The 13064-nt window shown below is 35.1% G+C and carries 16 protein-coding genes and 1 tRNA gene; 2 read left to right on the top strand and 15 right to left on the bottom strand.

Annotated features, from left to right (window positions below; all coding sequences use genetic code 11):
• Nucleotides 1–424: 424 nt before the first annotated feature.
• The 13 genes from C5L23_RS06915 to C5L23_RS06975 all read right to left on the bottom strand — a co-directional run bounded on the left by C5L23_RS06915 (nucleotide 425) and on the right by C5L23_RS06975 (nucleotide 11152).
• Nucleotides 425–1891, bottom strand: coding sequence for a hypothetical protein (locus C5L23_RS06915; RefSeq protein ID WP_133264538.1), 1467 nt, complete (start codon nucleotides 1889–1891; stop codon nucleotides 425–427).
• 183 nt (nucleotides 1892–2074) lie between these two features.
• Nucleotides 2075–2803 carry a hypothetical protein gene (locus C5L23_RS06920; protein ID WP_133264540.1) on the bottom strand — a complete coding sequence of 243 codons (729 nt, stop codon included), beginning with the start codon at nucleotides 2801–2803 and terminating at the stop codon, nucleotides 2075–2077.
• A complete protein-coding gene (locus C5L23_RS06925) occupies nucleotides 2796–3314 on the bottom strand; it encodes a hypothetical protein (RefSeq protein WP_133264542.1) in 519 nt (172 codons plus the stop codon). The genes C5L23_RS06920 and C5L23_RS06925 overlap by 8 nt, the downstream gene beginning before the upstream one ends.
• Nucleotides 3315–3477: 163 nt before the next feature.
• Nucleotides 3478–3738, bottom strand: a complete 261-nt coding sequence (locus C5L23_RS06930) for a hypothetical protein (protein WP_133264544.1) — start codon at nucleotides 3736–3738, stop codon at nucleotides 3478–3480.
• Nucleotides 3739–3746: 8 nt separating this feature from the next.
• Nucleotides 3747–3974 carry a hypothetical protein gene (locus tag C5L23_RS06935; RefSeq protein ID WP_010007150.1) on the bottom strand — a complete coding sequence of 76 codons (228 nt, stop codon included), beginning with the start codon at nucleotides 3972–3974 and terminating at the stop codon, nucleotides 3747–3749.
• Entirely contained in the window at nucleotides 3958–4131 is a 174-nt protein-coding gene (locus tag C5L23_RS08535) for a hypothetical protein (protein WP_158004497.1), read from the bottom strand. Before C5L23_RS08535 ends, C5L23_RS06935 begins: the two co-directional genes overlap by 17 nt.
• 401 nt (nucleotides 4132–4532) lie before the next feature.
• Nucleotides 4533–4621: transfer RNA gene (locus C5L23_RS06945), tRNA-Ser, on the bottom strand.
• A gap of 57 nt (nucleotides 4622–4678) precedes the next feature.
• Nucleotides 4679–5671, bottom strand: coding sequence for an aldo/keto reductase (locus C5L23_RS06950; RefSeq protein WP_133264546.1), 993 nt, complete (start codon nucleotides 5669–5671; stop codon nucleotides 4679–4681).
• Between the two features lie 2 nt (nucleotides 5672–5673).
• Entirely contained in the window at nucleotides 5674–6579 is a 906-nt protein-coding gene (locus tag C5L23_RS06955) for a GDSL-type esterase/lipase family protein (protein ID WP_133264548.1), read from the bottom strand.
• The gene (locus tag C5L23_RS06960; RefSeq protein ID WP_010007153.1) at nucleotides 6579–7553 is read right to left on the bottom strand and encodes a ribose-phosphate diphosphokinase; all 975 of its coding nucleotides are present in this window, start codon (nucleotides 7551–7553) and stop codon (nucleotides 6579–6581) included. Before C5L23_RS06960 ends, C5L23_RS06955 begins: the two co-directional genes overlap by 1 nt.
• A gap of 89 nt (nucleotides 7554–7642) precedes the next feature.
• The gene (gene recD2 / locus C5L23_RS06965; RefSeq protein WP_133264550.1) at nucleotides 7643–10090 is read right to left on the bottom strand and encodes an SF1B family DNA helicase RecD2; all 2448 of its coding nucleotides are present in this window, start codon (nucleotides 10088–10090) and stop codon (nucleotides 7643–7645) included.
• 12 nt (nucleotides 10091–10102) lie between these two features.
• Nucleotides 10103–10756: a histidine phosphatase family protein gene (locus C5L23_RS06970; protein WP_010007154.1), complete on the bottom strand. Its 654-nt coding sequence runs from the start codon at nucleotides 10754–10756 to the stop codon at nucleotides 10103–10105.
• 54 nt (nucleotides 10757–10810) lie between these two features.
• A complete protein-coding gene (locus C5L23_RS06975) occupies nucleotides 10811–11152 on the bottom strand; it encodes a cysteine desulfurase (RefSeq protein ID WP_133264551.1) in 342 nt (113 codons plus the stop codon).
• Between the two features lie 188 nt (nucleotides 11153–11340).
• On the opposite strand from C5L23_RS06975, the gene C5L23_RS06980 reads away from it, so the two are divergent.
• Nucleotides 11341–11754, top strand: a complete 414-nt coding sequence (locus C5L23_RS06980; protein WP_133264553.1) for an arsenate reductase/protein-tyrosine-phosphatase family protein — start codon at nucleotides 11341–11343, stop codon at nucleotides 11752–11754.
• A gap of 50 nt (nucleotides 11755–11804) precedes the next feature.
• Here C5L23_RS06980 and C5L23_RS06985 read toward each other — a convergent pair whose 3' ends face one another.
• On the bottom strand, nucleotides 11805–12251 hold the full coding sequence (locus C5L23_RS06985) for a GatB/YqeY domain-containing protein (protein ID WP_010007158.1): 447 nt from the start codon (nucleotides 12249–12251) through the stop codon (nucleotides 11805–11807).
• Between the two features lie 88 nt (nucleotides 12252–12339).
• Nucleotides 12340–12525: a 30S ribosomal protein S21 gene (gene rpsU, locus C5L23_RS06990; protein WP_010007159.1), complete on the bottom strand. Its 186-nt coding sequence runs from the start codon at nucleotides 12523–12525 to the stop codon at nucleotides 12340–12342.
• Between the two features lie 158 nt (nucleotides 12526–12683).
• Here rpsU and C5L23_RS06995 point away from each other — a divergent pair, with 158 nt between their 5' ends.
• Nucleotides 12684–13064 (top strand): PH domain-containing protein, encoded by a 381-nt coding sequence (locus C5L23_RS06995; protein WP_081458700.1) that lies wholly within the window; start codon nucleotides 12684–12686, stop codon nucleotides 13062–13064.

Here is a 13064-nt window from a genome sequence, read left to right on the forward strand (position 1 = left end):
CTATAAATATCTGTGTATCAATGTCCCTAGCAACAAAAATATATTTTTGAATTTCACTATGCCCCAAACGACCGTACATAGTTTAAATATTTATATTTGATTTATTATCATCTTCACGTATATAAAATAAATAAAGATTACAGCTATACCAATTAGGGAGTACAGATAAACTTTTTACTTCAATAGAAAAATATAACTGAGTAAGTCCGTTAAATTTTTTGTATTTATTTTTATTATTTCCTACCCTTAAATATAGGACAACCACCATACTATATTTATACTAATTTATTTAATATGTTTTGATTTTTCTAACCACAAATTCACCATATCTTTTGGAAAATCAATTGGTATTGCTAAGTCTGACTCCTTATATATGTTAATCAACTTCTTATTATTATTTTCTTTTATTTCCGTGCTATACATTTTATTCCTCCGAAGACAACTCTTTTACGTTTATACCATAGCCTAATTCTTTTAAATACTTATTGAAATCATTTTCTAAATTAAACTTTTGAAATAATGGCCATGTTAAATATATATCAATTAATTCTCTTTTATTTTTATCAGTTTTCGCCGCCAAATTATGTTTTAAATGATTAAGAGCACTGTCAAAATCATCTAGTAATAATGCCTTGCACATCAAAAATATATCGTTTGTCGATGAGAAATCCATATTTTCTATATGCTTCTCAACATATTCTTGATCTCCTCGCCATTTATATGTTTGGCATAAATTTATTTTTATCATGAATTGGTCACTAGTGTTCAAATCTTTTTCCCGTTCAAGTATAAGTAAATAAATTTTTTCGGCTGAATCATATTCCTTAGCATTCAAAAGATCAAAAGCAAAACCCTGATATTTTTCATTTATATCAGTAATCTCTCCATGAAAACAAGTTTCATACACATACCAATATAATTTTAAACCAATTATGCGAAAATTAGAAATTTTATTAATCAAATAATTATTTGTGACTTCAATTTTTTCTCCTTTTACCAAACCTTCTTTATATTTAGCACTAACATTATTTAAATAATAAGTGTTTATCACTCCCCCATTATGAATTACTATATTCCTTCGTTGGAAAAATTCCACTACCTCTGCTTTTTCATCATCTAAATTAAATATTTTCTTATTTATAGCTCCTAAATTCTTAAACCAGTCATTGGCTGATTTTTTCATTAAATCATTAACAAATTCTTCTAGTATCATTTCTCTAGCTTCTTCTATGCCACCGATTTGGGATAGTACACTAAATTTAATAGGTCGATCACTAATATTTGAATCATTAGAAGATTCATTATAGTTTAAGTTGGCTAAATACATTTTTGATATTAAAAGCTCAAAAGAATTAGCAAGCGTAATAAGTGAAGAAGAGTATAACTGGTTCAAGTTCTCGTCAACTTTTTTTATATTATTAATATTATTAATAATTGAATTACGTACATCCCCTTTTTTAAAAATTACCAATATTTTCAAGTTGTCATCAATCCGTAATGAAAAATCTTGAAGCACATTCCTCAAATCTTTAAATACTCTTTCGAGTTTTTTTTGTCTTTCTTCTTGCTTCTCCTTTTCAACATCTTCATTTTCAGTATCTTTTAAAACCCCTAAAATCTTTATCAATTGATCATAACTAATTTCCTCATTTTTATGAGTAGCCAACTCATACACTTCACCATAGTTTCTAGCCTTACTTTCTAGTAAATGAGCAACAAGGTTCATGTTAGTAAAATTTCTAAAAGTAGCATTTTTAAAGAACAAACTTTTCCGTTTATCTTTTAATATTTTTTCAACAGATTTTAAATATTCCATTAGACTATCTAAACGCGAAATATAAGATTCGATAATTCCAAGAACTTCAGCATTTATTTTTAATTCATTTTTCAATGGTAATACTCCTATAAATATGTATTTTTTAACCAAGATAAAAACTAATTTATATATTAAATATACCACTGTAACCAAAACTAATAATATAATTTTATATAATAACAAAAAGCGCCTCGCAATTAAGCGAGCCGCTTTTTGTTTTATAATATTACTTATGAGATTGAAGAAAAATAATATACTTTAACTGTTAAAACCCAGCGACTGGCCTTTATTGTTATATTTCATATCAATCAAATTTATAAGTAATTTTTTGGAATCAATATTGTGTGTTAACTGTATTGTCGAAAAATCGGCATCTTTATTCACATAAGAGTTATCTTTTATTTTTTCTATTTGGTCAATCAAAATGTTTCTCATAACCGGATTTTTTGGAAAAATATTATCCAGCATTTTCAGTATTTGTACGTCAGTGGCTATTTGTTCTCCAATTTTTTTATCAGGAATTTTAGCTCTTTGTTCAAGTAGTTTATAAAGGTCTACCATCATTTTATTAGAGAATACCGAAACTGCCGATATAAGATTATCCGTGACATTATCAACACCAATTAAATACTTTTTGATAACATCACGGCTCAATAACTCTTGTTTATCTTTATTTTTTGTGCGGTTCAATTTAGCAGAAAGACTTTTAAGCTCCTTGGCAGCTTCATTGCTTATTTCAAAATCTTTCTCTATTTGTGAAGTCTTATGTTGATTAATCTTGATTACTTCTTTATACAGGCTGTCATTAATTATTTGATACATCAGTTCAGACTTAGCTACTTTTTTGCTCGGCAACCACCCTGTAAAAGATTCCAACAATATCTTGTAAGTTAAATATTTATCTTGAACAAACACAAATATTACCGTAAACACCGTTCCTATTAGAATTAAAACAAGAGCGACTAACAACAAAGTAAAATTAATCATTATTCACACCCTTCTTTGTAGTGACAGCATTTCTTACACGTGCATCCGATATTAATTTTATAAATACTTTATCAAAAACGCCAATTATAAAAACAATTATATCGACGATAGCAACAAAATTAATATTAAATATTGAAAAGTGATAATATGAACTCACTAGCGCTAAAACCATTAAGACAAACGCTGACCAGAATAAAAGTCCATATATATTAATTACAATTAGTATACCTCTTTTAGATTTTCTAACATAATTTTTAACTGTTGGATAAATGCTATTCAGATAAGAAAATGAAGGAATCATTATTGGTACTAATAATACTGCTTGACCGTAATAAGACCATTTATCGCCTAAATTTGAAAATAATACAGCACATCCTGTGATAACAATAAACCATAATATTTGAAACTTAAATAAAAAACCACTTGAATTTTTTAAGTTTGCAATCAAAGTAGTTCTATCATTATTTTCTAAAAACATGGAATCAAAGATTCCAACCTCTTTATTATTCATAATATTCTCCGTGAATAGATTTATTGTAACATAATAAATTTACTCGTATTCTATTTATTCTAGAAGATATACCCTAATTTATTCAGCTTTTCAATTCACTAACCTTATCTTGTGCATTGATTAGTGCTTGTTGTGCTTTCGCTAGATCATCATTATCCTCTTGCTATTTTTCTGTTACTTGTAGATAGATAGCGTCGATATTATCAATGAGCAAGTTATACCTAGACTGGATAAAAACTGGTTCACCAGCAACTTCAATCTCCATTGTGTCGCCGTAATGATGCAATACCTCATAGTGCCCATTCATGCGGAAGTATTCACGCTGTGGGCTACCAATCTGTGCATATTGATTAGACAACTTCTTACCGTGCTTATCAGTCATTGTAATTGCTGATAATGGAATGTAGTTGTTGTAATCTGTCACAGGAATACTCAATCCCTCGTTAATGGCGTCCCACTTACCATTCCAGTAATCGTAGTATGAAACTTCAAACGTACGGTTAAAGTGAACGGTCTTAGCTTTTGAACTGCTTGTGTTGACTTGGTTGGTGTCTTGGGCCCCACATAACGATAAACGTAGTTGTAAGGGTAACCGTCTAGACTAGCAAAGTAGTTATAATCTAAGTCTGTACCATCAGTACCATTACGTGAGTCGTACATTGAGTAAGTTGCTACCCCTATGTGGGTCAAACAACTGTACGACACGGTCTTGATCAATCGTTTTATTATGTTTCGTTGCTACACTCACGTCAGCAAATGGCAATGAAAAAGTGACTGCCACTATTACAACAATCACTAAGTGCTTTAATTTATTCAATTTTAAAATCTTCCATTTATCATGTTTCTCCGTTTCTAATCTAATGAGCCATATCTCATAGCAATCCGTGATACTATTTAATATTTTGACACCCGTATTTAATTTCACATAATCTCTAAACTAATACCACCATGTTGTTCGTTGAAACCAGACTCCAATACCATAATTATGCTACTAGAATAGCTCAAACATAAGTATTCTTGTAATCCACTAACCTTGTTACGATCAGTTGTTCTCTGAATTAATGATACGCAAATAAAAAGAGACACACATTTTTGTCTAACTCTTTTCGACATTACTAACGCCCTCAATATATTTTAAAAGCAAACAAAAACCCCGCTGTAACGGGGTTTTAGCTTACATTATCTATACGTTATACAACGCTAGAAAACATACAAAAAAGGTACTACGGGGATTCGAACCCCGGCGCCCGCTCTACACGGGTTCGGCGGATTTCGAGTCCGCTGCATTACCACTCTGCCATAGTACCATCATGTTGCAACAGCAACACTCAATATTATACGTAAAATACTGAACAAATTCAATATTATGCGTTCAAAATACGTTGAATTTCATTTAACTCATCTTCACTAAATGATAAATTATCAGCAAATTTCAAATTATCTACTAGGTGCTCAACTTTACTTGCACCAATCACAACACTCGCTACACGACGATCTTTCAATAACCAAGCTAAAGCCATCTGTGATAACTTTTGTCCACGATTACGCGCAATGTCATTCAAGCCATTTAACTTAGTAACCAAAGCGTCTTTACCATTTTTGAAAAGCACTTCGTTCGTTCGGTGAATTGGATAATCATCTGGAATATTTTTTAAGTAACGATCCGTCAGCAGCCCTTCCGCCAAGGGACCGTACGCTACTAGTCCTGCATGATGATTGTCTAATACTTCAAACAGGTTCTCTTGCTCAGCCGTGCGATTCAACATATTATATGACACTTGATTACCAATAAATGGTGTACCCAATGACTTGAATATCTCTGCAATTGCCGCTGTTTGTTCCGCATTATAGTTCGAAACACCCACATACAATGCTTTACCTTGCTTGACAATCAAATCCAAAGCACGCGCAGTTTCTTCAAGACGTGTATTAGGATCCCAACGATGCGCATAGAAAATGTCAACATAGTCTAGACCCATACGTTTCAAGCTCAAGTCCAACGCAGCAACTAATGTCTTCTTACCTGAAAATTCACCAAGTGGACCAGGCCACATATGGTACCCGGCTTTTGTTGTAATCACTAATTCATCTCGGTAAGGTTTCAAATCTTGACGATAAACTGCACCAAAAGTTTCTTCCGCTGTACCATTACTAGGCCCATAATTCGATGCATTATCAAAAGAAAAAATACCGTTATCAAAAGCAGATAGTATCACTTTACGCGAATTTTCTAGTGGCATTTGATCACCCAAGTTACGCCACAATCCAAAACTAACGGCAGGTAAAATTAATCCAGAATCACTAACACGACGATAAGGAATTTTTTCATAACGTTGTTCATCTGCTGCATATACCATAATTATTTCAATCCTTTCAATTCTTCCAAAATAAATGTTGCGGCACGGCGATGCTCATCTTCATTCGGGTGTACTTGATTTGGCGATATTTGCCAGTCGGCTGTTGAAATTAAAGTAATATTGCTAAATCTTTTCATCTCTTGTTCAAAGATATTTTTAAAGCAACCGTTAAATGGTACTAATATAATAATTTTAGCTTCGTGGAATCGTTTAACCAATTCCAACAAATACATTCTTAATCCAAAGCTAAAATTCTGTTCTGTAGCACCATAATTTGCATCATTTGTACCATAGTTAACAATCACCATATCTGTACGCACTCGTGGTCGCTCAACTTCATAAGCAACTTGCCATAATGCTTCAATAGGTGCCGGTACTTGATACGGGGCAAACGGTGTTAGCCCTGTCCCACCATAAGAAATATTTACCAACGGTCGTCCCAATGCCTGCGCCACTAAAAACGGATAAGCTAATTCTGGGTGGTGTCCATCCAAACGAATACTTTCACCAACTGTGATAGAATCCCCTACAAAAGTAATTGGCATTTTCGTAGAATGGACTGGCAATAAGCTGCCATCAGTTTCAATTGCTGTTAACGTTACAGGATTATGCCAAAAATCAAAATAATCACGATCAAACGTCTGAACCATCAATGTATATTGATGTAGATCCTGATTGGTTAATGGTAAACGTACAATCTTTCGCTGCGTGGTTAGATTTTGCCATTGCGTCTGATCATCCCTTCGCCAAATCAATTGTAACTTTGGATAATCCTTTTCAAAGTGGAGGTCAATGTATGTTGCATTTTTTGACTGAAAAGTAATTGTAGCGCCAAACTGTGTTGTTACATATTGACCATCAACAGCGGCCCATTCGGGCGAGAAAAAATCTTGCATTAATGTTGTCATTATAAAATAGCTTCTTTATTGTCAGGACTTCTTAATACATCCTCAATACTCTCAAATGCGTTAATTCTTTTAATCGCTTGTGCAAATAAATTAGCAACAGACACCTGTTCTAATTTATCGAGCCCAACAATATGATCTCCTTCGATAGTATTCGACACAATGATATGATCAACTGGGGATTTTTCAAGACGTGCAACGGCATTATCAGACAATACTGGATGCGAGGCAACAGCATAAATTTCTGTAGCACCAGCGGCCTTCAAAGCTTCACTTGCTAATTGAATACTCTTTCCGGTATCAATAATGTCATCGATGATAATGGCGCGTCTACCTTTGACTTGTCCAATCACTTGATAAGGCTTGTCTGGCACTAAATTATCCAAGCGTCGGTCAATCATAGCCCAATCAGCATGTAACAACGTAGCAAATTTACGCGCTTCCGCTGCACCAGAATGATCTGGTGCCACAACGACCAAATCATCCCCCAATAAATCATATTCATAGAAATAGTGACCCAAAACAGGTAAGGCTGAAAGATGATCTAATGGAATATCAAAGAACCCTTGTACTTGGCTAGCATGTAGATCCATTGTGATCACGCGTTTCACACCCTGAGATTCTAGCATATCTGCTACCATTCGTGCTGATATCGGTTCTCTAGAACGTGCTTTACGATCAGAACGAGCATAACCAAAATACGGGATGACAACATTGACACTATTGGCAGAAGCACGACGTGCAGCATCAATAAAAATCATCAAGCGCATAAAATTATCGTTAACAGGATTACTGATACCTTGAATAACATACACATCACGACCACGCACCGTATGTTCAATACGTTCGTAAATTTCACCGTCTGCGAATTGATTCATAATAATATTGGATAGTGGGACGTTTAACGTCTCGGCAACTTCATGAGCAAGTTGATCATTACTGCCTAGATTAAACAATTGGTAAGCTGGAGATTCCATATAATTCCTCTTCAAATTAACATAGCATTTACATATAGCAACTCTATTATATCAAGAAAGTAAAACTATCCGTCACTCTCATTGAAATTTTATAACTTCTCTTGATATTCAAAATCAATTGGTTTTAAATCATCCATACCAATCATGGGGTCAATATCTTGATGACTGATAAGTTCCCCTGTTAAAACAAAATGATCAATTGATGAGTGATAGGCAGCCGTTAAATCGGATAATTCATCTTTTACATCAGCATTTGCTACTATCTTTTGATGATTAGTACTTATCTTATCATCAGATTGTAATCGTTCTAGTAAATGTGTCGCACGTAATGGTACCGCTGTCTGTGCTGCTCTTTTAAAAGCACTATGTTCACCAATTAAAATCAATGCTTCTTTAGCTCGCGTCACACCTGTATATAATAAATTACGATTAAGCATAATACCAAAGCTAGAGGTTAAAACCATTAAGACAAGCCTAAATTCATTGCCCTGTGCTTTATGAACAGTTGTCGCATAAGCTAATGTTAATTGATTTAAATTCTTTTTGGGATATGAGAGCTCCTTATCATCAAAAGCAACGATTAAGCGGTCTTCATTATCATCATTACTGGGATCATTCTTATACTGAACAGCAATAATTTTACCCATATCCCCATTATAAACATCGCGCTCGCCATCATTTTCCAATTGCAAAACTTTATCGCCACGACGATAAATAATATTGCCAAACTGAATGGCTTTTTGCTTTGCTTTAATCGGATTAAAAAGTGCTTGTGCCATTTGGTTGAGACGATTGACGCCTGCTGGCGTTTTGTACATTGGCGTCAAAATTTGTAAATCATCTTGTGTATAGCCCTTTTTCATAGCTGCGTTAACAACTTGCTCAATAGCATCAGGTACTTTATCAGGTGGTATCATGAATGTCGATCGGTCTGGTTGATTTTCTAAGAAACTCTCTGGCAAATCACCATGTTTAATATTGTTTGCTAAAGTTGTGATACTGCTACCTCGGCCTTGCCGATAGATAATCTCTAAAGCAACATGATCCACAACACCGCTATTCACAAAATCAGCTAAAATATTGCCCGGACCAACAGATGGTAATTGGTCTGAATCACCAACAAAAATTAATTTCATACCATTAGGTATTGCTTGCAGTAGTTTAGCTGTTAACTCAACATCTAGCATCGATGCTTCATCAACAATTAATAATCCACCACGCAGTGGATTATCAGCATTAAACTCAGCTTCGTCTAAATCAGCGATTCCTAAAAGACGGTGTATGGTCGTTGCTTCATACCCGGTAACCTCGGTCATCCTTTTGGCTGCCCGGCCAGTTGGTGAGGCCATTCTGACTGTATACTGTTTTAAAAAATCCTGTTTATCACCTTCAACAAATTGTGATCGCTTTTGAACTAATTGCTTCCAACTTGCCACAATACTTCGAATAATGGTGGTTTTGCCAGTACCAGGGCCACCCGTAAGTAAGAAAAATTGAGCCTGTAACGCTGACTTAACTGCCTGAATTTGGTTATCATCTAAATCAATCTTGCCGGGTGCTGTGTAGGCTTTTTCAATATCATCATGACCTACATCTAAGGGTGATGGGCTATGCAGTAACCTTTTAACGTCTTGAGCAACCTGTACTTCGGCTTCGTATAGTGATTTAGGATAAATACGATCATCATCAGCGACTAATATACCGTCATTGAGTAGCGTATCTGTTGCCTGCGTTATCTCTGCTGTCAACATGCCACTGGCATCTTTTAGATTATGCCCAACAGCTTGTAATAATTGAGATTTGGTTAAAAAAGTATGCCCCGATTGGAAGGTAACATTCATGATTGCCGAATAAACTGCTGCTTGTAGCCGTCGCTCATCCAAAGGCAAAACACCATTTTGTTGACCAATCGTATCTGCCTTTTTAAAACTAATCCCTTCAAACTCAAAAACTAAACGGTATGGGTCTTGTGTCAAAATATCCTGTGCTTCATTACCATATTGATCGTATAGACGACCAGCTATATCAGCCCCAATGCCGAATTGATTACCAATTTGAAATAAACGTTCCAAACCTAAATTAAGCTGTAGAGTTCTGGCTAATTTCTGAGCTTGCTTTGGTTTTAAACCAATACTTTCAAGTATTTTAGCATTATCCAATATTAAATCGACGGCGTTTGTACCCAAATTTTGAACAATCTTTTCTGCTGTTTTTTTACCAATACCAGAAAATTGACCACTCGCAAAATATTTGATTAGTCCAGCTTCATCAGGCGGTAAGTCATTCTCATAACGTTCAACTTGGAATTGCTTACCATACCGAGGGTGTTTGACAACGTGACCGTAAAAAGAATACACACTCCCGTCTTGAACATCAGCAAACGTACCGGTAACAATAATTTCTGATGCATCCCAATTATCTAATGTCGACTCTTCAATATTAATCAGCAATATTTTAAAGTAACTATCTGAACTAGCAAAAATAACGGTCTGCAAAGTACCTGTCACTTTATCTAATTGTAACGCGTCATTTATCAAGAATTCTCGTCCTTAAATTGTTGTTGTTTCATCCGCAACCTTATTGAGGTAGCTAATATCATTCCATTTTTTTACTGTATAATGCTGGGCATCTGAAGTTGTTAGAATTGTTGTTGATGTGTTACTGAGGCCACCACGTTCACGAATACTCATTCGTGGCTGTTGTAGTAACGCATTGATACCAAATGATAAAGCCATACCATGTGAAACGATCAAAATCTTATCATTAGGGTATTGTGCTGCCAAACCATTAATAAAACGCGCAAAACGCTGCGCAGTATGTGTGTACCCTTCACCATCGAACCCTTGTCCCTCAAAGTGATCTAAATCATGCCGGTATGTATCATAAGCTTCAGGGTATTTTTGTTGGACATCACGCACAAGCATACCTTCCCATTGCCCTAAACCAACTTCACTTAAAGCAGAGCGCACCGACACATTTTGAATTGGCTTTAAATATTTAGATACGCGATTAGCTGTTACTAAAGCACGTTTCAAAGGGGATGAATAGATGTGATCAAAATGAACAGGTGCTAAATAGCGACCCAACCGTGCCATATCATCATAACTTGACGGCAGTAACGCTGAATCCCCACTACCACCTTGAAAACGTCTTTCAAGATTCCACTCAGTTTGCCCATGTCGTACAAAATAAAAATCTGTCATTGTCCACTTTTCCTAATTAAAAAAATTTAAATAAAAATAAATGCAACGTAGCTATCACTGCAATTTTTCTAAAACACCACGTTGTATGAGTTCATCAATAAAAAAATGATATTGTGTGATTAACGCATCTGCTTTTTGATGTTTAAAAATATCGACTCGAGTGACATCACCCGCTGACACTGTACTCAACTTAAAACCATCCAGTGTTTTGTTAATTGTGACTTTGAGCTGAATGGCGTTGTTCAGTGCCTTATCGGGTTCTAAAGCGCGATGCAAAACATAACCACCCGCATTATTTTGAATGAATCCTAAATCTCCCAATGTATACTTTTTGATATTTGAACTTAATTGGTAAGTCCCATCATTTGAGATTGTTACTACTTGATTAAAAGCCATTTTTTTCTCCAAAAATATAATTCAAGCTCATTATATCATGTTCAAAACGCCAACTTCTATTCTACAAAGGAAAAAGTGCACAAACGTCTCAATATTCAAAGCATTTATTCCAGATTTAATGACCAATGTATGTTACATTAACTGTGTATATAATTCAGTAATAAAAAGTACCAGAAAGGTAGTTTCATATGCAAATTTATTTTATTTCAACCAACGATTCATCTCGCAGCAAAATGGCTGAAGGTTTTGCTAAAGTCATTCTACCTACTTCTTGGATTATTAAAAGCGCTGGTGTTTCAGCGGATAAAATTAGTCCCTATGCAATCCAAGTGATGTCTGAAGTTGGTATTGATATCGCCGAAGAACCCTCTCAAAGTATTGACGATACAATCTTAACAAATAGTGATGTAGTGGTGAGTTTAAGTCGAGATGCAAAAAGTAAAACTTTAGCACTCCCTACCTCTGTCCAAGCAGTTCATTGGCCACTCAATGATCCAGCCATGGCAACCGGTAGTGAAAAACAAAAAGTCGCTGCATTTCGTGAAATACGTGACGAAATTAAACAGTACGTAACGAATATTCGTGACGAATATCGACAGTAATAAAAAAGAGAGGTGCTCTGATTATCGAGCGCCTCTCTTTTACATAGTATTTACTGATTTAGCATATTTTTAACTTTATCAGCAACTGTTTTACCATCAGCCTTACCTTTAACTTGTGGTGTTACAACGCCCATGACTTTTCCCATATCGCGTGGTGTCGTTGCACCTGTTTGTTCAATAGCAGTCTTAACAATTGCTTCGACTTCTTCATCTGATAATTGCTGAGGTAAATAATTATTTAGAATTTCAAGTTCCAGACGGATACCTGCAGCTAAATCTTCACGATCACCTTTTTCATACTCTGATAGTGATTCATTACGCTGCTTGACTTCACGTGACAGGACTGTCAATTCTTCTTCTTCTGTTAAATCATGTCCCAAATTAATTTGTTCATTCATAGCGCTAGACTTAACCATACGAATCACCGAGAGTGCATCCTTATTTTTATCTTTCATCGCTTGCTTCATATCTGCGTTTAATTGCTCTAATAAACTCATCTTTTTCCCTTTCGATAACCAATAGTCTTATTTTAACATTATTAGGATAAAATAAAAACGCCACCAAGGTGACGTTGCGAATAACCAATTAACGGCTCTTCTTTTTGTTGCGCTTACGGGCAGCTTCTGACTTCAACTTACGTTGTACAGATGGCTTGATGTAATATTCACGCTTACGGTATTCTTGGAGAGTCCCGTCCTTAGAAACACCACGCTTAAAACGACGCAATGCATCATCCAAAGATTCGTTCTTACGTACGATAACCTTTGCCATTTCGATTCCCTCCTTTCTCGCATTTTATTTCGATAATCGACATGCAGTTAAATACTTATACATTCTACCAGACTAGCACCCATGCGTCAATATATTTCGTTAGAGACACAATCATTAAGTTCAAGTCAGACATTTGATATAATATACCTAGGAGGTGTATGATGTCACGACAACGTAGTCATGTAGCAGATAATCAAATAGTAATGCCTGTTTTGATTAATAAATTCGCCCGTTTCTGGTCCTTCGTTGGCTTTGTTTTCACTTTAGGTTTTGCATCAGGTCCACGCCGTGCAATTACTGAAAAAGCTTGGGTTCGAGAAGCGAGCATTGAATTGCGATACGGTTTAATTCTTCACACACATCCAACAGTATCCCTTCGCAATATTAATGATATTCAAATTAAAGATACTTTAATGGGCAAAATATTTGGTTGGCAATTATTAGATATTCAAAGTGGTGACGAACAAATTATTTTAAAAAATGTTCAGAACGCTCAGCGTGTGAAAGATACCATTTATGGTTTACAAAATCGTCTATAA

It is taken from the genome of Leuconostoc fallax (genome assembly GCF_004354645.1).
Classification (GTDB): domain Bacteria; phylum Bacillota; class Bacilli; order Lactobacillales; family Lactobacillaceae; genus Leuconostoc_B; species Leuconostoc_B fallax.

Bases quoted from the DNA above. Each gene is read 5' to 3' on its own strand.
- C5L23_RS06920 (WP_133264540.1), bottom strand. From the start codon at position 2,803: ATGATTAATTTTACTTTGTTGTTAGTCGCTCTTGTTTTAATTCTAATA.
- C5L23_RS06925 (WP_133264542.1), bottom strand. From the start codon at position 3,314: ATGAATAATAAAGAGGTTGGAATCTTTGATTCCATGTTTTTAGAAAAT.
- C5L23_RS06935 (WP_010007150.1), bottom strand. From the start codon at position 3,974: ATGTACGACTCACGTAATGGTACTGATGGTACAGACTTAGATTATAAC.
- C5L23_RS06950 (WP_133264546.1), bottom strand. From the start codon at position 5,671: ATGGTATATGCAGCAGATGAACAACGTTATGAAAAAATTCCTTATCGT.
- C5L23_RS06955 (WP_133264548.1), bottom strand. From the start codon at position 6,579: ATGACAACATTAATGCAAGATTTTTTCTCGCCCGAATGGGCCGCTGTT.
- C5L23_RS06960 (WP_010007153.1), bottom strand. From the start codon at position 7,553: ATGGAATCTCCAGCTTACCAATTGTTTAATCTAGGCAGTAATGATCAA.
- C5L23_RS06970 (WP_010007154.1), bottom strand. From the start codon at position 10,756: ATGACAGATTTTTATTTTGTACGACATGGGCAAACTGAGTGGAATCTT.
- C5L23_RS06975 (WP_133264551.1), bottom strand. From the start codon at position 11,152: ATGGCTTTTAATCAAGTAGTAACAATCTCAAATGATGGGACTTACCAA.
- C5L23_RS06980 (WP_133264553.1), top strand. From the start codon at position 11,341: ATGCAAATTTATTTTATTTCAACCAACGATTCATCTCGCAGCAAAATG.
- C5L23_RS06985 (WP_010007158.1), bottom strand. From the start codon at position 12,251: ATGAGTTTATTAGAGCAATTAAACGCAGATATGAAGCAAGCGATGAAA.
- rpsU (WP_010007159.1), bottom strand. From the start codon at position 12,525: ATGGCAAAGGTTATCGTACGTAAGAACGAATCTTTGGATGATGCATTG.
- C5L23_RS06995 (WP_081458700.1), top strand. From the start codon at position 12,684: ATGATGTCACGACAACGTAGTCATGTAGCAGATAATCAAATAGTAATG.